The following is a 21348-nucleotide window of genomic DNA, read 5'->3' on the forward strand; positions in this document are numbered from 1 at the left end:
CTGCCTGAAATAAAAACAGGCGCTATTTTCAGTGCCTGCGCCGGAAACTGCAATGCTTTAAAACAGATCGTTAAGCATCACGCCTACGCCCACACGGGTTTGATTAAAGTTATAGTCAATCAGCGATTCGCCGTAGCCGCTATACACTTGGGTATAAAGGCGCACGTGTTTGGTGACGGGATAGCTTAAACCAATTTCTGCACCGCCATAGCCGGTGTTCCAGTTATATTGGCCTTTTGCGCTGAGGATCGCATCACCCAATTGGTAGCCGATTTTCAGCTGGTAGTAGCCCATATATTTGGTGATGTCCGGGTTATCATCCGTTGAACCCACCACATACCACGGCTTCACTTCGACCAGCCAGTTGCCCTGTTGCGCCATCAGACGCGTATAAAGGCGGTTCCAGCTACGGGACGTTGGGTCAGAGCGGCCATTCGAGTCATGGTTAAAACCGAACTCCACGTCACGCAGTGTCCAACCAGCCAGTTCGTAATCGGTCGCAAACCCCAGGAACAACTGTGGCTCATAGTTTGTCTCGCGAAACGGCGAAGACTCAGAGCTGTTCGAAAGCTGCCACCAGGATTTTTGCGTATAGGAGCCGCCAAACACGGAGTTTGGCCCAAGGATCCCGCGCCATAACGGGAATGCGAGGCTCAGCTGAAATTTGACCTCATCTTTGCGCGCGTTATCTGACCAGTTATACGATCGGATCGCTTCTTTGTTCAGATCGCTGGTATCCGTGTAGATAACGTAGTTGGATTCATACGGATAGAGCGTGAAGGGATTATCATGCTCCTGCAATAAATTGGCGATGATGCTGCCGCGCACGGCGGGCGCATCATGAACTTCTTTTACCGTTGCTTCCTGTGCGTATACCGTAAATGGCAGCGCAAGCACTGCGAAAAACCAACCCAGAGAGGTCCGCATTGGTGTGGTGCTCCCAAAACATATTGTTGACGTGAATTTCTTCCCAGAAAGTATTCTACATATTTATTGAGTAACTGCTCATGTATCGGTTCCGAAAGTGGAAATCAACAAACGATAAGCATATTATCAACATTTTCTTAACTCATCGGATCAGATAATTATGTCAGGTGTTCTCACAGCGGAAGAAGTTCTGAAAACGGTAGGTGAGATTTTTGTTTACCACATGCCTTTTAACCGCGCGTTAGGGCTGGAGCTGGAGCGTTATGAAAAAGAGTACGCACAGCTGAGTTTCACCAATCAGCCTATGATGGTGGGTAACTGGGCACAGAGCATTTTACATGGCGGCGTTATCGCTTCGGCGCTGGATGTCGCTGCCGGTCTGGTGTGCGTCGGCAGCACGTTGACGCGTCATGAAACCATCAGCGAAGAGGAGCTGCGCCAGCGTTTATCGCGAATGGGCACCATTGATTTGCGCGTCGATTACCTGCGCCCGGGGCGCGGTAACCGCTTCACCGCCAGCAGTAGTTTGCTGCGCGCAGGCAACAAAGTGGCGGTTGCTCGCGTGGAGCTGCATAACGAAGAGCAGCTCTATATCGCCAGCGCTACCGCCACTTATATGGTGGGGTGAGACGGTAAAATCGGGTAACATTAGGGTTCATTTCAGCCAAGAGTTTTCCTGATGGATGCAAAACAGACGCGGCTGGGCGTGTTACTCGCCCTGGCCGCCTATTTTATTTGGGGTGTCGCCCCGGCCTATTTCAAAGTGATTTGGTACGTCCCGGCCGACGAAATCCTGACGCACCGCGTTATCTGGTCTTTCTTCTTTATGCTGGCGTTAATCAGCGTTAGCCGACAGTGGAACAGTGTTAAAGCTCTGCTGCATACCCCGAAAAAGATCCTGTTGCTGGCGCTTTCCGCCGTGCTGATCGGCGGTAACTGGCTGCTGTTTATTTGGGCGGTGAACCACAACCATATGCTGGAAGCCAGCCTGGGTTACTTTATTAACCCGCTGGTGAATATCCTGCTGGGAATGCTGTTTTTGGGTGAGCGTTTTCGCCCTATGCAATGGTTAGCGGTGTTACTGGCCGGTATCGGTGTGCTGGTGCAACTGTGGACCTTCGGTTCGTTACCCATCATCGCGCTGGGTCTGGCGTTTAGCTTCGCGTTCTATGGCTTGCTGCGCAAAAAAATCGCCGTCGACGCGCAAACCGGCATGCTGGTAGAGACGCTGTGGCTACTGCCTGTGGCAGCAATATGGCTGTTCGGCATTACGGACAGCCCGACCAGTCACATGGGACAAAACAGCCTGTCGCTTAATCTGCTGCTGATCGCCGCAGGTGTCGTCACTACCGTACCGCTGCTCTGCTTTACCGGCGCGGCAACACGTCTGCGTTTGTCGACGCTCGGCTTTTTCCAGTATATCGGGCCGACGTTAATGTTCCTGCTGGCAGTATTGTTCTATGGCGAGCATCCGGGCACAGATAAAATGGTGACTTTTGGCTTTATCTGGGTTGCGCTGGCTATCTTTGTCATCGATGCCATTTATACCCAACGCGGTTTTCGCAAAAAGGTATAATCAATTAAACGGGCGGAATAGAGCCGCCCGTTATCTATAAATACGCAAAATATTCATAGTTAAGATTTATCTTAATCGCATGTAAATGACGAAATGCTATATTCCCGGCCTTTGTCATATACGCCATTCAGGATGAATTGGAAATGATCCGCAGGATTTTTTTGCCTTCAGGCAAAACGTGCCTTATGCGTGGGCCGTATATCCTTATCTTTTTGCTTCTGCATATTATCTTTTTACTGGCGTTCTTCAGCCTGGTTGGCATACCCGTTGTGCCGCTACTCTGCATCCTGATTTATACCTGGGTGAAGATCAACATCAATGCGCAACGGTGTCGTGATAGCGGCGGAAAAGCCCGTTATATCGTTATTTCGTCCATCCTCGTTTATTTCGCTTCATTGGTTGTCGCCGGCCTCGGATACGTTGGCGATGACGACTGCATGCTGCTGGGCGTGAGAATTTACTTCGCCTACGACGGCCTGGTGTTCTTTTTCTTAATGTTGGCGCCTACCCAGATAAAAAAACAAACTAATTCAATAGACAGGATTTCTATTTAGGAGAGGAAAATGAGTACTATCAGCAATTATGATTATCAGAATGACGCATCGCTGAATGACAAGTGGAAGTTTCGCTTCGCATTCTTTGAAAAGCACGGTTATCCCGCATTCTGGGGGCTTTCCCCGGCGTGGAAAGAAGCCTTTAAAGGGATGACTTTCGGTCAGAAGAGAAAAGTGTCCATGAACTACTTCGCCTTTTTCTTTCCGTTTATTTATCTCTTTATTCTTGGCTTATGGAAAAAGGCACTGCTGGTCATCGTGCTTAACGTTGTGGTCTTCGTGCTCGCGGTTATTTCCGGTGTCGGCTTTCTGGGCTATCTGGTAAACGCCATTGTCGCTATGCGAACAAACATCTGGTATTACGATTATAAAACGAAGGGTATCCAGGACTGGAGCATCTGAATAAAAAAGGTTCAGCGCAGGCTGAACCTTTTTTGATCGTTAAAGCCAGTTACGGCGTTTAAAGTAGAGATACGGCGCAAGCCCGGCGAGGATCATAAAGATAATCGCCCCTGGGTAACCAAAGCTCCAGTGCAGTTCCGGCATAAATTCGAAGTTCATCCCGTAACTCGAGGCCACCAGCGTTGGCGGCAGGAATACGACGGAAACCACCGAGAAAATCTTAATGATGCGGTTCTGCTCAATATTGATGAACCCCATTGCCGCCTGCATCAGAAAGTTCACTTTCTGGAACAGCGATTCGTTGTGCGGCAGCAGGGATTCGATATCGCGCAGGATCTCGCGCGCTTGTTCCAGTTGACCCGCCGGCAAACGCGCTTTGCGCACCAGGAAGTTCAGCGCGCGCTGGGTATCCATCAAACAGAGGCGAACCTTCCAGCCAATATCTTCCTGCTCCGCCAGCGTTGAAAGCGCCTCGTCATACTCGTCGCCCTGCTGACCTTCCATAATCACCCGGCTCAGCTTTTCCAGATCGCTGTAAATGTTTTCGATTTCATCCGCCAGCTGTTCAATTTTCGTTTCGAACAGATCCAGCAACAGTTCGTAAGCGTTGCCGTCCACCATTTCCTGGCTGCGGGCGCGCATACGATAGAGGCGAAATGCCGGCAGTTCCCGCTCACGCAGTGTGAACAGGCGACCTTCGCGAATGGTAAATGCTACCGTTGAGTTACCTGCATGATCTTCGGCATCTTCAAAAAAGAAGAAGGAGTGGATGTGCAGACCGTCTTCGTCTTCAAAAAAACGCGCCGACGCCTCGATGTCTTCCAGTTCAGGTCGGGTGGCCAGGTTCTGGCCCAATTCCGTTTGCACGCGGGTACGTTCTTCATCGTCCGGCTCGACCAAATCAACCCAAACAGAGCTGGCGAGGTGTTTGATTTCGTCAGCCTCAAGGCGGGTTAAACGATTGTTTTCCAGTTGAAATGCGCTCAGCATGGCCGGGACTCCCAATGCAAAAAATATCGGACAGTTCGGAGGGCACACAGAAACGACAGGGGTTTCAGACCATTAAACAGCCTGACTCAGCGCGACGGGGACAAAGCGGGTCGCTGACAACCTCTAAGGCTATCAGCATGAGGAGATAGCCTTAGGAGTTGTTCCTGAAGAACAGGAAATTGAGCCAGTATCTACTGGGTGTGTCCAAGGCGAATGTCCTCTTAGCGTGATCGTGCGCGCATGTTACGCCAGCAAAAATGCAGCGTCAACACGCAACGAAACGCGAAAGAGCAATATTTGCCCTTCAGCGTATAAGGCTAGCAGATTATTGCAAAATAATGATATTTTTCTGAAAGTTACACGGCTTCGAGCTTCGCATAAGCGGCGACCAGCCATTTAATGCCCTGCCCCTGGAAAGCCACCTGCAAACGGCTGTGCTCGCCGCTGCCTTCCATGTTCACCACCGTGCCTTCACCAAACTTGGCGTGGCGCACGCGCTGGCCTAGTTTGTAACCCGTGTCGCTCTGCGCAACCGGCGTCCCCATACGCTGATGGCTGACCGGACGGCTGATGCTGGCGCGCAGACGCACCTCTTCCACACACTCTTCCGGCAGTTCACCAATAAAGCGCGACGGACGATGGTACACCTCTTTGCCGTACAGACGACGGGTTTCCGCGTAGGTTAAAGTCAGCTTTTGCATCGCACGGGTCACACCCACGTAAGCAAGCCGACGTTCCTCCTCCAGACGCCCACCTTCATCCAGCGACATCTGGCTCGGGAACATACCCTCTTCCATCCCAACGATAAACACCTGCGGGAACTCCAGACCTTTTGCTGAATGCAGCGTCATCAATTGCACAGCATCCTGCCAGGTATCCGCCTGCCCTTCGCCCGCTTCCAGTGCCGCGTGGGAGAGAAAAGCCTGCAGCGGCATTAAATCTTCGTCTTCTTCGTTGTAGCTGAACTGGCGTGTTGCCGTGACCAGTTCCTCTAAGTTCTCGATGCGCGTCTGGCCTTTCTCGCCTTTTTCCTGTTCGTACATCATGCGCAAACCGGAGTCTTTCACCACGCGGTCAGTTTGCACATGTAGTGGCAGATCCGCCGTCTCTTGTGCCAGTGCATCAATCAATTCGAGGAAACGTTGCAAGGCGCTGGCAGCACGCCCGGCCAGCGCTTTTTCCTGTAACAGCTCACGAGTTGCCTGCCACAGCGTCAACTGACGGTCACGGGAGGTCTGGCGCACCACATCCAGCGTGCGGTCGCCAATACCGCGTGTTGGGGTATTCACTACGCGCTCAAAAGCCGCATCGTCATTACGGTTGGCGATCAGGCGCAGATAGGAGAGCGCATCTTTGATCTCCTGGCGTTCGAAGAAGCGCATACCGCCATAAATGCGATATGGCATACTCGCCTGCAACAGCGCCTCTTCCAGAACACGCGATTGGGCGTTACTGCGATAGAGAATGGCGCATTTTTCCAGTGCCCCGCCGTTGTCCTGCCAGGTTTTGATACGGTTAACCACAAACCGGGCTTCATCCAGCTCGTTGAACGCGCAGTAGAGGGAAATCGGCTCGCCGTCAACGCCATCGGTCCACAGTTTTTTCCCCAGCCGCCCATTGTTATTTTCAATCAGGGCGTTAGCTGCACTGAGTATATTGCTGGTGGAACGGTAGTTTTGCTCCAGACGGATGGTTTCCGCACCGGGGAAATCTTTCAGGAAACGCTGGATGTTTTCCACCTGCGCGCCACGCCAGCCGTAAATGGACTGGTCATCATCACCGACGATCATCACCTTACCGGTATCACCCGCCAGCAGACGGATCCACGCATATTGAATGTTGTTGGTATCCTGGAATTCGTCCACCAGGATGTTGGTAAAGCGCTCGCGATAGTGCTGCAAAATGTGTGGCTTGTTCAGCCACAACTCGTGGGCACGCAGTAACAGCTCGGCAAAATCCACCAGCCCGGCGCGATCGCAGGCTTCCTGGTAGGCCTGGTACACTTTCTGCCAGGTTTGCTCCACCGGATTGCCGAAACTTTGAATATGATGCGGGCGGATGCCTTCATCTTTCTGCCCGTTGATGTACCACATGGCCTGCCGCGGCGGCCACTGCTTCTCATCAAGGTTCATAGCCTTAATCAGACGCTTAAGCAACCTGAGCTGGTCTTCGCTATCGAGGATCTGAAAGTCCTGCGGCAGATTGGCGTCCATATGGTGCGCGCGCAACAGGCGGTGCGCCAGCCCGTGGAATGTGCCAACCCACATTCCACCCTGAGAGGTGCCCATCAGTTGACCGATACGGTGGCGCATTTCCGCTGCCGCTTTGTTGGTAAACGTGACCGCCATAATCGAATACGGCGAGCAATTTTCTACGGTCATCAACCAGGCGATACGGTGTACCAGCACACGCGTCTTACCGCTCCCTGCGCCCGCCAGCACCAGCATATTGCTGCGCGTCGCGGCTACGGCGTCGCGTTGTTTGTCATTGAGGCTGTCGAGCAGATAAGAAACGTCCATGGGCACCGTCGCGAAAATTACTGGAAATTTATACAGAGCTGTTGGTGATTATATCAGCGTAGTGAGGGATGCCAACCGTGAAATTTCCACGTGGGGTAACAAACGGCTATAAGGAGCCTGCAATAAATCGGTACCTTCCGGTTTAATCCAGCATGCCTGCATACCACAACGGATCGCACCCGCCACATCAGTTATCAGGTCATCACCCACATGTAAAATGTCGCCAGGCGCCACATTGAGACGTCTGGCGGCCAGGTGATACATATCGCTGAACGGTTTGGAGCGCCCATCCGGTCCGGCGCGCAAAACAAACTCAAAATACTCGCTTAACCCGAACAGCTCAGGCTGCGCATTCCCGTTGGTAATGGCCACCAGCGGCCACTTTTCGGCCAGCTTTGCCAGTGTGTCGTGGGTTTCCTGTGGCACATCAATGCGGCTGCGCCATTTCGCAAAGTTCACCATTGATGCCTCCGCGCCAAGAGCGGCTTCTTCTGGCGTCAGACCGGCGTTCAACATTGCACGTTCAACGGCACGTCGCCGCCACTCGGTCACATCGTGGTAAATGTCCGGCTCGGTTTCCCGTAACGACTGGCGTAAACGCTGAAACTCTTTATTTTCCAGGCTGTTCAGCGCCGGATGGTAATTCTGCACAAAAGCCAGCGCTTCCTGCTCCGTTCGTTGGATCACCAGGCGGTTGTCATAAAGGGTGTCATCCAGGTCGAAGGTGATCGCGGAGATCTGACCTAATGGGCGGTAAAAACGCATTATTTCCCCCGTTTGGCGCGCGGATGCGCAGCGTCGTACACCGATGCAAGGTGTTGAAAATCAAGATGGGTATAGATTTGTGTGGTGGATAAATTGGCGTGACCGAGCAACTCCTGCACACCGCGTAAGTCACCACTCGACTCCAGCATATGGGTCGCGAAGGAGTGACGCAATTTATGGGGGTGCACATGGCTGTTCAGGCCCTGTTTAATCCCCCATTCAGCAAACCGTTTTTGCACATTTCGCGCAGAGATACGTTTACCGAGCTTTGAGAGGAACAGCGCCTCGTCTTCCGCACCAAACAACCCGCGTAAATCAAGCCAGTGTTCGATCCAGATAACCGCATTGCGGCCAATGGGTAAACGGCGCTCTTTGCTACCTTTACCCAACACCCACACTTCGCCGCTTTCCAGATCCAGATGCTTAATATCCAGATTCACCAGTTCAGAAAGACGCAGACCCGCGCCATACATCACTTCCAGCATCGCCCGGTCACGCACCGCCAGCGGATCGTTAAGATCGATATCCAGCAGCCGGTTCATATCATCCACGTCGATATTTTTCGGCAGATGTCGTGGCGCTTTCGGCGCAGAGATACCTTTCGCCGGATTGGCCGCCAGCTGGCCCTGGCTCACCATCCAGTCAAAGAAACTGCGCAACGCAGAGAGACGCAACGCCAGGCTGGCTGCGCCCAGCCCTTTGCGCCGGCTGCGCACCGCAATGGCGCGCACCATGGCAGCATCACATTGTTGCCAGCTTTTCAGACCGATCTCACCGGTCAAAGCGATAATGGCATCAAGCTGACGCTGATAATTAAGCAGAGTGATGGGACTGAGTTGGCGCTCAACGCCAAGATAGCGCAAAAATTTCGCCACGGCCGGAAAGAGCGGAGAATCTGTCATATGCGCTCGACCCAGCGCTCCAGGAGATCCGGCAGCATCTGCGCGATTTCCTGTAACAGCTGCGTACCTTGCCCTTGCTGGTAATGATGAACATCGCGGCTGCTAAACAGCACCACGCCGAGATCGCCGTCTGGTCCCATCAGCGATAACGCCACTGAACCAATCGCTTTCGCCTCCGGCAACAGCAGCAGTAACTCCGGCCCGTTTAAGGAGCCGAGATAATGGTGTTGATGACCCAGACGCTGGATGCGTAACGGTTCGAAAGCCTGGCGAGAAAGTGCAAGATGAGTAAAGCCAGAAGGCGCACCAAGCCGCCAGCGATCGGGAAACAGGCGGATCGTTGCCCCCGCCAACCCTAAATCACGCGCCCAACGGTGAAAGCGATTGAGCATCTCTTCCAGACTGTGAGCAGAGGCCAGCCGCCCCTGCAAACGCAGGAGACGATAGAACAAACCTTCATTCGCACTGGCCTGTTCCATCAACAGCGTCATGTTCTCTTCCAGCACATTGATGTGATTGCGCGAGCGCGCCATGTGCCATTCTACCAGCGAAACGGTATCGCGTACGGCATGCGGCACGCGCATCTGTTCCACCAGTCGTGCATTGCGGATAAAGAAATCAGGATGACGCAGCAAATAATCAACAACGGCCTGATCTTCCAGTTCCGTCAGCGTTTCCTGTAATTCTTCCCCTGGTTGCTTCATAGATGAATAAACCCGTCATAGACATGTGCCGCCGGGCCAGTCATAAACAACGGTTGGCCCGGACCTTTCCATGCGATATCAAGTCGACCGCCTGGTAACTCCACGCGCACCTCTTCTGCCAGCAAATCCTGTGCAATGCCAACAGCCACGGCTGCACACGCACCGCTGCCACAGGCCTGCGTTTCACCGGCACCGCGTTCATAGACGCGCAAGCGGATGTGATCGCGTTTTACCACCTGCATAAAACCGATATTGGCGCGTTCCGGAAAGCGCTCATGGCTTTCCATCACCGGCCCTAACGTCTCTACCGGTGCGGTATCCACGTCATCCACTTGAATCACGCAGTGTGGGTTGCCCATCGATACGACGCCGCACAATACGGTTTGTTCCGCCGCACGCATAATATAGGTCTTTTCCGCTTTGTTAGCGCGAAACGGCACCAGGGATGGTTCAAAGTTGGGTTCGCCCATATTGACGCGCACCAGGTCGTCGTCCGTTACGCTCAATAACATACGTCCGTTTGCCGTACTGACGCGGATGTCACGTTTATTGGTCAAGCCTTTCAGGCGAACAAAACGCGCGAAACAGCGAGCGCCATTGCCGCACTGCGACACTTCGCTGCCATCAGCGTTAAAAATACGGTAGTGGAAATCAAGCTCAGGATCGTAGGGCGGTTCAACCACCAGCAATTGATCAAACCCCACGCCCAGATGGCGATCCGCCAGGCGACGGATCAGCTCAGGGGAGAAAAAGACATTCTGCGTCACCGCGTCGACGACCATAAAATCGTTGCCAAGGCCATGCATTTTTGAGAACTGCATCATCTACTCCATTTACGCGGATACAGAACGGTGACGTCAGTAATTCACCTGAGTCGGCGAGCCGTTATCACCGCGATCGTTACGATCCGGCGTGGTCGACTGGATGGTACTGGTCTGGTTTTTTGTCGGCGGTGGCGCGGTTTTATCTGCGGGCGGGAAATAGAGTGGCCCCTTCAGACCACAGCCCGTCAGGCTGAACAGTGTCAGCAATACGGCCAGCGTGCGAAATACATCTTTCATTATAGGTTGCCTGTAAGTTCGTTCTTTCTGCGTTCTATCATCGCAGGAGAAGACACAAAAGCAAGAGTTTGCGCGTTTAGGGCAACGGGAAATGTTTCGCGTTATACTGCTGCCATCATAAAAAACGGGAAAACAGAATGAACGACAGTGAATTTCATCGCCTCGCCGACGGCCTCTGGCTGACCATTGAAGAACGTCTTGACGATTGGGACGGCGATAGCGATATCGACTGTGAAATTAATGGCGGCGTGTTAACCATCAGCTTTGAAAACGGCAGCAAAATTATCATTAACCGTCAGGAGCCGCTGCATCAGGTCTGGCTGGCCACCAAACAGGGTGGCTACCATTTCGACCTGAAAGGCGACGAATGGGTCTGCGATCGCAGTGGCGAAACATTCTGGGATCTGCTTGAGCAGGCGGCAAGCCAGCAGGCGGGTGAGACGGTCAGTTTCCGCTAATCCAGGTTGCCCGGGCTATCCGGGCGCTTCCTTTAAGAAAAATACTGCTGCAACAACGGTGCGTCGTTGTCCTGATTTGCCGGCGTGGCGGCGGTGATCGCCTGGTTGCGGAACGGTATCACTTGCGCACGCCCTTCAACATTCACAATCTGGTAGAACTGCGGCAGGTTGAAGTTGATAAAGCTGGAGCCGTAGGTAAAGCGATCGTGAGATGACGAATAGAAGCGGCTCACATCGCGCACCAGCTCCTCTTTGCTGCCTTCGCAGTGGTGGTAGACTTCCGCGCGATTGCTCTCATCCAGGATATAGATGTTAAAGCCCTCTTCGCCCGTCTCCTCAAAGAAGAACTGAATAATGCCCTCACTGGCGAAACCATCCACCACGGCCGGTAACTGGACGTGATTGGTTTCAACCTGCACTGACAGCCCGTGCAGTTTGTTGTGAGAAATAGCCCCGTAAAACTCAATCGCGTTTTCCAGTTTCTGCACCGACACATTGAGACGTTCAAAGAACAGTCCCCAGGTCTGGCCGGCAACGCGCAGCGCTTTGAAACGCCCGGTCTCCTGGCGGGTGCTGGAAAGACGCAACTCAATGCATTCGGATACCAGTTGCTGCACACGCGTCCGAATCAGGCCGCGCAAATGCTGGCTGTAGCAGAACACTTCCACGCTGTCCGGCGGCGCGGCATCCTGATGCATTTTGCCAAGGATGGTTTTCAGCGCTTCGATCATCGCCTGCTCGCCGTTGAAATGCAGGGTACGCACTTCATTCCACGAGTTGCGGTACAGCAGGTCGACACTGCCGACCAGGCAGTTTTGCTGCTCGCCAAAACTGAACACATCAAGCTTACGGAAATCGAAATGCACCACCTGGTTACGAAACGCCGCAGTCGGGTCATATTCCAGGTTGACAATGATCGCCAGATGACGGATTTCGCAAGGACTGTAGAGCGCTTTCGGCGTTGGCGCGGGCAGGCGCAGCGGGAAGTGATGCGACACATCGGCCACCATCTCCTGCAATTTTGCCAAATCGACAATGCCGTTGCCTTTAATAAACAGATGCGTACGCGACGTCAGCAAACCGTTGAACCAGGCCCATGCCACCAGCTTATTCAGATAGCGGTTATATTCCAGCGGTTGATGGCTGACGATGGAATCCATATTCGGCGCGCGGTTGTACAGATACCACCCCGAACGGTTGGCCCGGCCCGGCGGCACATGGATAAAGGTTAAATTCGGTTCAGAGAGATCCGGCGAAATTTGCGGGTTTACCAGCGTTACTTTGCCCGGCAACGCTTCAAACGCGGCGTACAGTTTACGGGTTAATACACCGATATCCTGCGGGCTGGCGGAAACGCTCAGATTATTACGGCGGGCAAAGCGGATCAGGTTACGGTAGCTCTGCATCATGGCATCAAGCAATTCGTTATGCGCCTCGCGCACCTGATCGATTTTCCAGTTAGCGCGGTTATCCAACATCGCCACGCGTGCATCGTCCCAGCCCCACTCTTTTACCAGTTGCGTGATCACTTCGCGACGCCAGCCAACACAGGCGCGTTCGCGGCTCAGTTTCTCGCACACTTTTAAGTAAAAACATCGACGAGCCAGATCGAGGCGAGCGGTGTCGTCAATAGCGACCAGATACTGCGTTACGCGCTCGAGCATCATGCAGTAATGATCGAGGCCAAACGATACAATTTCACCGTCATGCAGGCGCTGTTTAATATCTTTCGCCAGCAAACGCGTGTTGGGATATTCCCAGGAATAGGCTTCCAGCAACAGCGTTTTCAATACGGCTTTATAAGGAGAGTCGATACTTTTATAGAGTTGCCAAAGGCTGGCACCGAAATACTCTTCTGCGGAAAGCGTGCTTAAGCCGCCAAGATCCAGCCATTCGTTCGGGGTCAATACGCCCTGAGCATAGAGCGTCATCACATAATCGTCGTAATGCTCTTCTTCATCGCCCGGCACCATATTCCACAGAATACGTTTACCGGCAAGGCGCACAGCAGTACGGTAAAACTCATCCAGCAACAAAATATGCTGCGTGGAGCCGCAGTCCTCGCCGCCGAGGCTACCGCTTTCGTTATGACGAAAGCGGTTCTCATCAATCAGGAAGAAACTCACTTCCACGCCCAACGACGCCGCCCAGCTTTCCAGCAGGCTGCATTTACGCTGCAGCAATTGACGCTCTTCGTTATCGAGCCAGGATTGATGGCAGACCCAGATATCCAGGTCAGAGGAGCAGCTTTGCCCGACCGAAGAAGTACTGCCCATGGAGTAAACCCCGGTGATCGGCAGCTCGCCTTTCGGCGACTCCTGCGGCGGGAGACCACGATGCAGTTCAAGTTCGTTCAGGTAATGAAGTTGGTTTTCATCAGGCGTGTAAAGGCAAATGCCCTGGGGAACGTTACCATCGAGGTAACCCGGCATCAGCGGATGATGATAATGCAGCAATGTCGGCAGCAGACTGTAAACCTGCTGAAAAGCAGGGCCCATGGCAGCAAGCGCGCGATCCACACGCAGTTGATTAATGGCATCCAGTCTCTGTTTCAGAGTCTCAATATAGAGGTACAAGACATATCGCCTGATGTTTACAGAAAATCCAAAATAGCCGTTACCGGTTTTTCGACCTTGCCTTCAGGGAGGCAGACGAAAAAATGGTCTAAAACGTGATCAATTTAACACCTTGCTCATTGACCGTAAAGAAAGATGCGCTACATACCAGTGTAGCAGTAAACGCTGTCTGTAAATTCCTAATTACGGTCCTGGCTGCGCCTGTATTGCGGCGCGACGCCTTTCTCTCCCTCCAGCGATCTTCTGTGGACACTGACACCCTAAAGCAACAATGTTAGGATGGTCGACGGACGATAATGACGGTAACAAGCATGTTAGACAATGTTTTAAGAATTGCCACACGGCAGAGCCCTCTTGCGCTTTGGCAGGCACACTACGTTAAGGAACGCCTCGAGGCGAACCACCCCGGACTCACGGTTGAACTGGTGCCTATGGTCACGCGCGGCGACGTGATCCTGGATACGCCACTGGCGAAAGTCGGTGGTAAGGGTCTGTTTGTAAAAGAACTTGAGCTGGCACTGCTTGAAAACCGCGCCGATATCGCCGTGCATTCAATGAAAGATGTCCCGGTCGATTTCCCTGAAGGGCTCGGCCTGGTGACCATTTGCGAGCGTGACGATCCCCGCGATGCGTTTGTGTCAAACCGCTATAACTCGCTCGATGAATTACCTGCCGGCAGCATCGTTGGTACGTCAAGTTTACGCCGTCAATGCCAGTTGGCAGCGCAACGTCCGGACTTGGTTATTCGCTCTTTACGGGGTAACGTCGGTACACGCCTGAGCAAACTGGATAACGGCGAATATGACGCCATCATTCTTGCCGTCGCCGGTCTTAAACGTCTTGGCCTTGGTGAGCGTGTGCGCGTTGCGCTATCGCCGGAAACCTCGCTGCCAGCCGTGGGCCAGGGCGCAGTCGGCATTGAGTGCCGCCTGGACGACGCGCATACCCGCGCGCTATTGCAACCGCTGAATCATGCAGAAACTGCCGTGCGCGTCAAAGCCGAGCGCGCAATGAATACGCGCCTTGAAGGTGGGTGTCAGGTACCGATTGGCAGCTATGCTGAATGGGTGGACGGAGAAATCTGGCTGCGCGCGTTAGTGGGCGCGCCAGACGGCTCCACCATGGTGCGCGGTGAGCGCCGCGGTAACCCGGCGGACGCCGAGCAGTTAGGTATCTCGTTGGCCGAAGAGTTACTGAATAATGGCGCCCGCGCCATTCTGGCCGATGTCTACAACGGAGAAGCCCCCGAATGAGTATTCTGGTCACTCGCCCTTCCCCGGCCGGGGAAGAATTAGTGAGCCGCTTGCGCACACTGGGGCTAGTGGCCTGGAGCTTCCCACTTATCGAGTTTACGCCGGGTCGTGAACTCACCTCGTTACCCGGGCGACTCGCCGCATTAACCGCCGAAGACCTGGTTTTTGTCCTGTCGCAGCAGGCGGTAACATTTGCCCATGCACATTTACAACAGGCAGGCCTACGTTTTCCCGAAGAGCCGCATTATTTCGCGATTGGCCGTAGCACTGCGCTGGCATTACATACGGTGACCGGCATAGATGTGCGTTATCCGTTGGATCGGGAAACCAGTGAAGTGTTGCTACAATTACCTGAATTACAAAATGTTCAGGGTAAGCATGCGCTAATCTTACGTGGTAACGGTGGGCGTGAAGTGCTGGCGGAAACGCTGGCGGCGCGCGGTGCGGAAGTGGAATTTTGCGAATGTTATCAACGTAGCGCGAAGTTCTACAATGGCGCCGAAGAGGCCATGCGCTGGCATACGCGTGGGGTGACGACGCTGGTTGTCACCAGCGGCGAAATGATACAACAGTTGTTTTCGCTTATTCCTCCCTGGTATCGGGAAAACTGGTTACTTCGCTGCCGCATACTGGTGGTTAGCGAACGTCTGGCGCACCTCGCCCGGGAACTGGGCTGGCAGGATATTCAGGTCGCTGACACTGCAGACAACGATGCGCTGCTTCGCGCATTACAATAACTCTCATAATGGGAAGCCATGATGACGGAACAACAACACTCCCCCGCCGAGGTTGAAGAAACCAAAACGGCTGACGGTGCAACGCCGCCGGGCAAAACAGAGAAGGCCCGTCGCGCGAACAGGACCAGCCTTGCGCTAAGCGCGATCGCCATCGCTATTGCGCTGGCCTCGGGCGTCGGGCTTTATGGCTGGGTTAAACAGCAGGTTTCCACCCTGAACACCAATAACGGCGAAATCGCCAATCAGGTTATTGCGTTGCAGCAAGCGCAGGATAAACAACGCGCCGAGCTGGAAGGCATTATCAAACAGCAGGCCGGGCAGCTTGACGAGGCCAAACGTCATCAGGATGCGCTGACCAAACAGCTTGATGAAGTGCAGCAGAAAGTGGCGACTATCTCCGGTTCCGATGCCAAAACCTGGCAACTGGCGCAGGCGGATTTTCTCGTTAAACTGGCCGGACGCAAACTCTGGAGCGATCAGGACGTCACCACCGCAGCGGCGCTGCTGAAAAGTGCGGACGCCAGTCTGGCGGATATGAACGATCCGAGCCTGATCACCGCTCGCCGTGCAATTACTGACGATATCGCCAGCCTCGCCGCCATTACGCAGGTGGATTATGACGGTGCGATCCTCAAACTGAACCAGCTGTCCAACCAGATTGATAACCTGCGCCTTGCAGATAACAACGATGATGACTCACCGATGGATACCGACAGTAATGAGTTGTCGGGCTCGATCAGTGAATGGCGTGTGAACCTGCAGAAAAGCTGGCAAAACTTTATGGACAGCTTTATCACTATTCGTCGTCGTGATGAAACCGCCGTGCCGCTGTTAGCACCAAATCAGGATATCTATCTGCGTGAAAATATCCGCTCGCGTCTGCTGGTTGCAGCTCAGGCCGTTCCCCGTCATCAGGAAGAAACCTACAAACAGGCGCTGGACAATGTTTCCACCTGGGTGCGCGCTTACTACGATACCGACGATGCGGCCACGAAAGCCTTCCTTGAAGAGGTCGATAAACTAAGCCAGCAGACCATTGCAATGACGCTACCCGCATCGCTGCAAAGCCAGCCAATCCTGGAAAAACTGATGCAAACCCGGGTGCGAAATCTGCTGGCACAACCTGCCGTTGCCTCTGAGCAAGCGCCCGCTGCCAACGCAGTGCAAGGAGAATAAACATGCTGAAAGTACTGTTACTCTTTGCACTGTTAATTGCCGGGATCGTTCTTGGCCCTATGCTCGCCGGGCATCAGGGCTATGTCCTCATCCAGACGGATAATTACAACATCGAGACGAGTGTCACGGGGTTAGTGATTATTCTGGTGCTGGCGCTGGTGATGATGTTTGCGCTTGAATGGCTGTTGCGTCGTCTTTTCCGTACCAGCGCGCATACGCGCGGCTGGTTTGTGGGACGTAAGCGCCGCCGCGCCCGTAAACAGACTGAGCAAGCGTTGCTAAAACTGGCGGAAGGCGATTATCAGCAGGTAGAGAAGCTGATGTCGAAAAACGCCGACCATGCCGAACACCCGATGGTCAACTACCTGCTGGCGGCGGAAGCAGCGCAGCAGCGCGGTGATGAAACCCGTGCGAACCAGCATCTGGAGCGCGCTGCGGAGCTGTCTGAAAAAGATCCTATCCCGGTAGAAATCACGCGCGTTCGCCTGCAACTGGCGCGCAATGAGAACCATGCTGCACGCCATGGCGTGGATAAATTGCTGGAAATCACGCCGCGTCATCCGGAAGTGTTGCGTCTGGCAGAGCAGGCATATATTCGCACCGGCGCATGGGCATCGCTGCTGGATATCATTCCGTCGATGGCAAAAGCCAATGTCGGTGACGATGAGCACCGCGACGCGCTGCAACAACAAGCCTGGATTGGCATCATGGACCAGGCACGTGCCGACCTGGGCAGCGAAGGCCTGAAGAGTTGGTGGAAAAACCAGAGCCGCAAAACCCGTCAGCAGGTGGTATTGCAAGTGGCAATGGCCGAGCATTTGATCGAATGTGACGATCACGATACTGCGCAGGACATTATCCTTGAAGGTCTTAAACGTCAGTATGATGATCGTCTGGTGCTGGTGATCCCACGGCTGAAAACCAATAATCCGCAACAGATCGAGAAAGTGTTGCGCCAGCAGATCAAAACCCAGGGCGATCGTCCGCTGTTATGGAGCACGCTTGGTCAGTCGTTGATGAAACATGGTGAATGGCAGGAGGCCACGTTGGCATTCCGCGCGGCGCTGAAGCAGCGCCCGGAAGCGTTCGATTATGCATGGCTCGCTGATTGCCTCGATCGCCTGCACCAGCCGGAAGAAGCCGCGACCATGCGTCGTGACGGCCTGTTGCTGACTCTGCAAAACAACCCGTCAGGTAATTGATTCAGCGTCATTCGGGAGCAGGAAGGTAATAACGCCACCTGCATCCCTATCCCTCCACCCATAAAAAAACGCCTGCCGGAAGACTCAGGCAGGCGTTAAAACAGGTCTGTTGACAACTAAATGGGTGCTTCACTCAACGTTATGTCCATGGTGTTTGATGAGGCCGAAGCGACATCTGTCAGTGGACGATAAGCACCGTAAACGGCTCTGCATCATTCCTGAGTTTATGAAGCCAGAAGGCGAACATAAGAGATGGAATGAGCATCTACAGTGATATTATTGCACATAGCGTGCCAGGTTTGCATTAACTAATGTTAACCCGCGCAACCTTTTAAGAAGTCAGTCAATTCAGGCCTTCTCCCCTTTTTCCCCTATGATAATTAGCCGCTTATCATGCATAACTGTCGCCGCATAACGACACTTCCCTGAGCAATCAACTTACACCATAAATATCAATGCGTTAAATGTCTCCATCGGGCGACAAGAAAGGGCGTGATTGTCGTCTGTAAGCAACAACGGTGAAAAAGAGAGAAAATACAAAGAAATGGAAAAAAGAGGAGATCAGAAAACAAAAAACCCCGCTAAAGCGGGGTTCAAAATTGGTCGGCGAGAGAGGATTCGAACCTCCGACCCACTGGTCCCAAACCAGTTGCGCTACCAAGCTGCGCTACTCGCCGATATACTGCTTTTTGAATTTTTTGTTCAATCTAAGTTGTGGTGCGAGGGGGGGGACTTGAACCCCCACGTCCGTAAGGACACTAACACCTGAAGCTAGCGCGTCTACCAATTCCGCCACCTTCGCATTCCACGAAACTTTTACTGCTAAATAATGGGGTGGCTAATGGGACTCGAACCCACGACAACTGGAATCACAATCCAGGGCTCTACCAACTGAGCTATAGCCACCACTGTAAATCTTTTCACGCGGTATCGTCATACTTCACGAACCACCGCAGCTCAAGCGCCGGGTTTAAATGGCGCGCCCGACAGGATTCGAACCTGAGACCTCTGCCTCCGGAGGGCAGCGCTCTATCCAGCTGAGCTACGGGCGCGTAGCGCCGTTGCGGGGGTGGATAGTACGGACTTCGGGCGCGGCTGTCTAGTGCTTTTTTGAAGAAAATGCGCGTTTGGTTATGCTTTGCGCATTTTGCCTCTTATTCACTCACCCGTTGCGTAACAGCGTGTCGGTTAAGACCAAATACTTTATACGCCACTGTTACCGCAGCAAGGAAGATAACACCGACAAACAGCGACATACGCGTATCGTCGTTGAATCCCATACCAATCAGCACGCAAATCAAAAACGCCATCGTTAGCCAGTTCGCCCACGGGAACAACATTGAGCGGAAGGGATGGCTGGCAATAGCTTCTTTATGCGCCTTACGGAAACGCAGCTGGCTAATCAGGATCACAAACCACGGCACCATGCCTGGCAATACGCTGGCACTATAGACGTAAACAAACACGCGTTGCGGGTTCGGAATAATGTAATTCAGACAGGAACCAATCAGCAGGATAATGATGGAAATTGTCACACCCGCCGCCGGAACGCCGCTTTTAGACACTTTCGCCACCGCAGCAGGCAGTTGGCGGTTCTTCGCCAGCGCATACAACATACGACCACAGCTATACATGCCGCTGTTACAGCCGGACAGCGCCGCCGTCAGCACCACAAAGTTAATAATTCCTGCTGCCGCCGTAATGCCAATCTTCGCAAAGGTCAGCACAAACGGGCTGCCGTTCGTACCGATTTCGTTCCACGGGAAAATCGTCACAATAACGAAAATCGCGCCCACATAGAAAATCAGGATACGCCACAGTACCTTACTTACTGCACTGCGCAGCGTAACCTGTGGGTTTTTCGCTTCACCGGCGGTAATACCAATCAGTTCAACACCCTGATAGGACGCCACAACGATACAGAGCGCAGTCAGAAAGCCTTTCCAGCCGCCGGCAAAGAAACCGCCATGTTCGGTCAGATTACCAAAACCAATCGAATGCCCGCCGTTGCCGATACCAAAGAAGATAACGCCCAGGCCAACCACGATCATCACAATGATGGTGGTCACCTTGATCATCGCGAACCAGAATTCGATTTCACCGTACAGACGCACTGCCGCGAGGTTCGCCAGCGCCACCAGCCCCACCGCAATAAGCGCGGGTATCCACTGGGCAAGATCGGGGAACCAGAACTGGACGTACACCCCAATCGCGGTAATTTCAGAAATCCCCACCGCCATCCACATAAACCAGTAAGACCAGGCGGTGAGATAACCGAAGAAAGGACTCATATAGCGGTGCGCGTAAACAGCAAAAGACCCCGCTACCGGCTCAAGGAACAGCATCTCGCCCATTGAGCGCATAATAAAGAAGACGAAGAGACCCGCAATAATGTATGCCAGCAGTACCGACGGGCCGGCCCATTTCAGGGTACTGGCGGCGCCCATAAAGAGCCCCACGCCAATGGTACCGCCCAGGGCGATTAATTCGATGTGTCGAGACTCCAGTCCACGCTGAAGCTCTGGTTTGTTTTCAGCCATAAATCCTCTGTTGTGTTTGCTTCTTTCTTTGCCCGATCTGCGGGTTATTGTTATGAGTTTCCCTCATCTCATAACAGGCCATTCGGCGCTAACCCGGAAAAGGTTGTCGCCAAAAACACCACGGCACTGCAATGAGTGAGCGAATGGTTTCTTAAAACAGAAGAAATGGCAAATGATGTATAAAAAAAATCGGTGTATTGCACAATAAAACAGCAGAAGGAGAAAAAAAGGCAGCACGCTGCGCCGCCAACGTTGTTCAGAGTTTTCCGCTGTAGTGCCAACGCAGATAACGCAGCAAACGCAATTGACGCTTTAAACGGCTCGGTTGTGACAGCAGCCGATAAAGCCACTCCATCCCCAGATGCTGCCAGAGTTTAGGCGCACGCTTTACATGGCCCGTAAAGACGTCGTACGTTCCGCCAACCCCCATGTATAACGCATCAGGATAGACAGTGCGGCAGTCGCGCATCAGGATCTCCTGCTTTGGCGATCCCATTGCCACAGTGATGATTTTCGCCCCGCTATCACGGATGCGCTCAAACAGTGCTTGCTGCTGCTCCGGATTAAAATACCCATCCTGGCTGCCCACAATATTCACCTGCCATTGTGCACGCAGTTTCTGCTCCGTCTGCGCCAGCACATCGGGCTTGCCACCCACCAGAAATACCGGCGTCGCATTTTCGCCTGCCCGCGCCATCAGTTTTTCCCACAGATCGGCACCGGCAACACGGGATACTTGCGCGCGCGGGAACTTCTTCCGCAAGGAGCGCACGACGCTGATGCCGTCGGCGTATTTAAACTCAGCCGCTTCGATCAACGCTCGCACCTGAGCATCATCTTCCAGCGTCAGCATCTTTTCCGCATTAATGGCGACCAGCGTACCTTGCCTGATCTCGCCATTCGCATACAGATAATCCAGCGCGTGTTGCATATCGCGCCAGCCAATCAATTTCAGACCACGCAGGTCATACAGCGGCGCTGCAGTCTTGTCCGTCATGTTTATCCT

General features: G+C 53.4%; 21 protein-coding genes and 4 tRNA genes. 9 read left to right on the top strand and 16 right to left on the bottom strand.

Annotation, left to right across the window (positions count from 1 at the left end; genetic code table 11):
* Window positions 1–57: 57 nt before the first annotated feature.
* Window positions 58–927: a phospholipase A gene (gene pldA / locus O9K67_RS23575; RefSeq protein WP_061499131.1), complete on the bottom strand. Its 870-nt coding sequence runs from the start codon at window positions 925–927 to the stop codon at window positions 58–60.
* Window positions 928–1087: 160 nt separating this feature from the next.
* Here pldA and yigI point away from each other — a divergent pair, with 160 nt between their 5' ends.
* The 4 genes from yigI to O9K67_RS23595 all read left to right on the top strand — a co-directional run bounded on the left by yigI (window position 1088) and on the right by O9K67_RS23595 (window position 3459).
* Window positions 1088–1555, top strand: a complete 468-nt coding sequence (gene yigI / locus O9K67_RS23580; protein ID WP_061499135.1) for an acyl-CoA thioesterase YigI — start codon at window positions 1088–1090, stop codon at window positions 1553–1555.
* Window positions 1556–1606: 51 nt separating this feature from the next.
* Window positions 1607–2503 carry an EamA family transporter RarD gene (gene rarD, locus O9K67_RS23585; RefSeq protein WP_061499139.1) on the top strand — a complete coding sequence of 299 codons (897 nt, stop codon included), beginning with the start codon at window positions 1607–1609 and terminating at the stop codon, window positions 2501–2503.
* Between the two features lie 137 nt (window positions 2504–2640).
* Window positions 2641–3057, top strand: coding sequence for a hypothetical protein (locus O9K67_RS23590; protein WP_408612830.1), 417 nt, complete (start codon window positions 2641–2643; stop codon window positions 3055–3057).
* Between the two features lie 9 nt (window positions 3058–3066).
* Window positions 3067–3459: a DUF2628 domain-containing protein gene (locus O9K67_RS23595; protein ID WP_061499145.1), complete on the top strand. Its 393-nt coding sequence runs from the start codon at window positions 3067–3069 to the stop codon at window positions 3457–3459.
* Between the two features lie 39 nt (window positions 3460–3498).
* Here the strand turns inward: O9K67_RS23595 and corA are convergent, their stop codons facing one another.
* The 8 genes from corA to lptM form a co-directional block, all read right to left on the bottom strand.
* Window positions 3499–4449, bottom strand: a complete 951-nt coding sequence (gene corA, locus O9K67_RS23600; RefSeq protein ID WP_039055048.1) for a magnesium/cobalt transporter CorA — start codon at window positions 4447–4449, stop codon at window positions 3499–3501.
* 151 nt (window positions 4450–4600) lie between these two features.
* On the bottom strand, window positions 4601–4657 hold the full coding sequence (ysgD, locus tag O9K67_RS24800) for a YsgD/CorL family protein (RefSeq protein ID WP_369407361.1): 57 nt from the start codon (window positions 4655–4657) through the stop codon (window positions 4601–4603).
* A 148-nt stretch (window positions 4658–4805) separates the two neighbouring features.
* Complete coding sequence (gene uvrD, locus O9K67_RS23605) at window positions 4806–6968, bottom strand: DNA helicase II (protein WP_061499146.1); 2163 nt, start codon at window positions 6966–6968, stop codon at window positions 4806–4808.
* A gap of 48 nt (window positions 6969–7016) precedes the next feature.
* A complete protein-coding gene (gene yigB / locus O9K67_RS23610) occupies window positions 7017–7733 on the bottom strand; it encodes a 5-amino-6-(5-phospho-D-ribitylamino)uracil phosphatase YigB (RefSeq protein ID WP_061499149.1) in 717 nt (238 codons plus the stop codon).
* A complete protein-coding gene (gene xerC / locus O9K67_RS23615; protein WP_061499152.1) occupies window positions 7733–8635 on the bottom strand; it encodes a tyrosine recombinase XerC in 903 nt (300 codons plus the stop codon). Before xerC ends, yigB begins: the two co-directional genes overlap by 1 nt.
* Window positions 8632–9339: a DUF484 domain-containing protein gene (locus O9K67_RS23620; protein WP_061499155.1), complete on the bottom strand. Its 708-nt coding sequence runs from the start codon at window positions 9337–9339 to the stop codon at window positions 8632–8634. The genes xerC and O9K67_RS23620 overlap by 4 nt, the downstream gene beginning before the upstream one ends.
* A complete protein-coding gene (gene dapF, locus O9K67_RS23625; protein ID WP_061499159.1) occupies window positions 9336–10160 on the bottom strand; it encodes a diaminopimelate epimerase in 825 nt (274 codons plus the stop codon). The genes O9K67_RS23620 and dapF overlap by 4 nt, the downstream gene beginning before the upstream one ends.
* A gap of 36 nt (window positions 10161–10196) precedes the next feature.
* The gene (gene lptM, locus O9K67_RS23630) at window positions 10197–10400 is read right to left on the bottom strand and encodes an LPS translocon maturation chaperone LptM (protein ID WP_061499162.1); all 204 of its coding nucleotides are present in this window, start codon (window positions 10398–10400) and stop codon (window positions 10197–10199) included.
* A gap of 137 nt (window positions 10401–10537) precedes the next feature.
* Between lptM and cyaY the strand changes: the two genes are divergently transcribed.
* On the top strand, window positions 10538–10858 hold the full coding sequence (gene cyaY / locus O9K67_RS23635; protein WP_017459730.1) for an iron donor protein CyaY: 321 nt from the start codon (window positions 10538–10540) through the stop codon (window positions 10856–10858).
* A gap of 32 nt (window positions 10859–10890) precedes the next feature.
* Here the strand turns inward: cyaY and cyaA are convergent, their stop codons facing one another.
* Window positions 10891–13434 (bottom strand): class I adenylate cyclase, encoded by a 2544-nt coding sequence (gene cyaA / locus O9K67_RS23640; RefSeq protein ID WP_061499165.1) that lies wholly within the window; start codon window positions 13432–13434, stop codon window positions 10891–10893.
* 311 nt (window positions 13435–13745) lie between these two features.
* Between cyaA and hemC the strand changes: the two genes are divergently transcribed.
* The 4 genes from hemC to hemY are packed head-to-tail and all read left to right on the top strand — an operon-like array spanning window position 13746 to window position 17802.
* A complete protein-coding gene (hemC, locus tag O9K67_RS23645) occupies window positions 13746–14687 on the top strand; it encodes a hydroxymethylbilane synthase (protein WP_061499168.1) in 942 nt (313 codons plus the stop codon).
* Complete coding sequence (gene hemD, locus O9K67_RS23650) at window positions 14684–15424, top strand: uroporphyrinogen-III synthase (protein WP_061499172.1); 741 nt, start codon at window positions 14684–14686, stop codon at window positions 15422–15424. The genes hemC and hemD overlap by 4 nt, the downstream gene beginning before the upstream one ends.
* Before the next feature lie 21 nt (window positions 15425–15445).
* The gene (gene hemX / locus O9K67_RS23655) at window positions 15446–16600 is read left to right on the top strand and encodes a uroporphyrinogen-III C-methyltransferase (protein WP_061500253.1); all 1155 of its coding nucleotides are present in this window, start codon (window positions 15446–15448) and stop codon (window positions 16598–16600) included.
* A 2-nt stretch (window positions 16601–16602) separates the two neighbouring features.
* A complete protein-coding gene (gene hemY, locus O9K67_RS23660; RefSeq protein WP_061499175.1) occupies window positions 16603–17802 on the top strand; it encodes a protoheme IX biogenesis protein HemY in 1200 nt (399 codons plus the stop codon).
* Window positions 17803–18402: 600 nt separating this feature from the next.
* On the opposite strand, the gene O9K67_RS23665 is transcribed toward hemY, so the two are convergent.
* The 6 genes from O9K67_RS23665 to wecG all read right to left on the bottom strand — a co-directional run bounded on the left by O9K67_RS23665 (window position 18403) and on the right by wecG (window position 21339).
* Window positions 18403–18479, bottom strand: a tRNA-Pro gene (locus tag O9K67_RS23665).
* 38 nt (window positions 18480–18517) lie between these two features.
* Window positions 18518–18604: transfer RNA gene (locus O9K67_RS23670), tRNA-Leu, on the bottom strand.
* A gap of 28 nt (window positions 18605–18632) precedes the next feature.
* Window positions 18633–18708 (bottom strand) — tRNA-His (locus O9K67_RS23675).
* Between the two features lie 69 nt (window positions 18709–18777).
* A tRNA-Arg gene (locus O9K67_RS23680) sits at window positions 18778–18854 on the bottom strand.
* Between the two features lie 102 nt (window positions 18855–18956).
* Complete coding sequence (gene thrP, locus O9K67_RS23685; RefSeq protein ID WP_061499178.1) at window positions 18957–20342, bottom strand: bifunctional threonine/serine APC transporter ThrP; 1386 nt, start codon at window positions 20340–20342, stop codon at window positions 18957–18959.
* 256 nt (window positions 20343–20598) lie between these two features.
* Window positions 20599–21339: a lipopolysaccharide N-acetylmannosaminouronosyltransferase gene (gene wecG, locus O9K67_RS23690; protein WP_061499182.1), complete on the bottom strand. Its 741-nt coding sequence runs from the start codon at window positions 21337–21339 to the stop codon at window positions 20599–20601.
* Between the last annotated feature and the right edge of the window lie 9 nt (window positions 21340–21348).

Origin of the sequence: Kosakonia oryzendophytica (genome assembly GCF_027886705.1) — a bacterium.
Lineage (GTDB): Bacteria > Pseudomonadota > Gammaproteobacteria > Enterobacterales > Enterobacteriaceae > Kosakonia > Kosakonia oryzendophytica.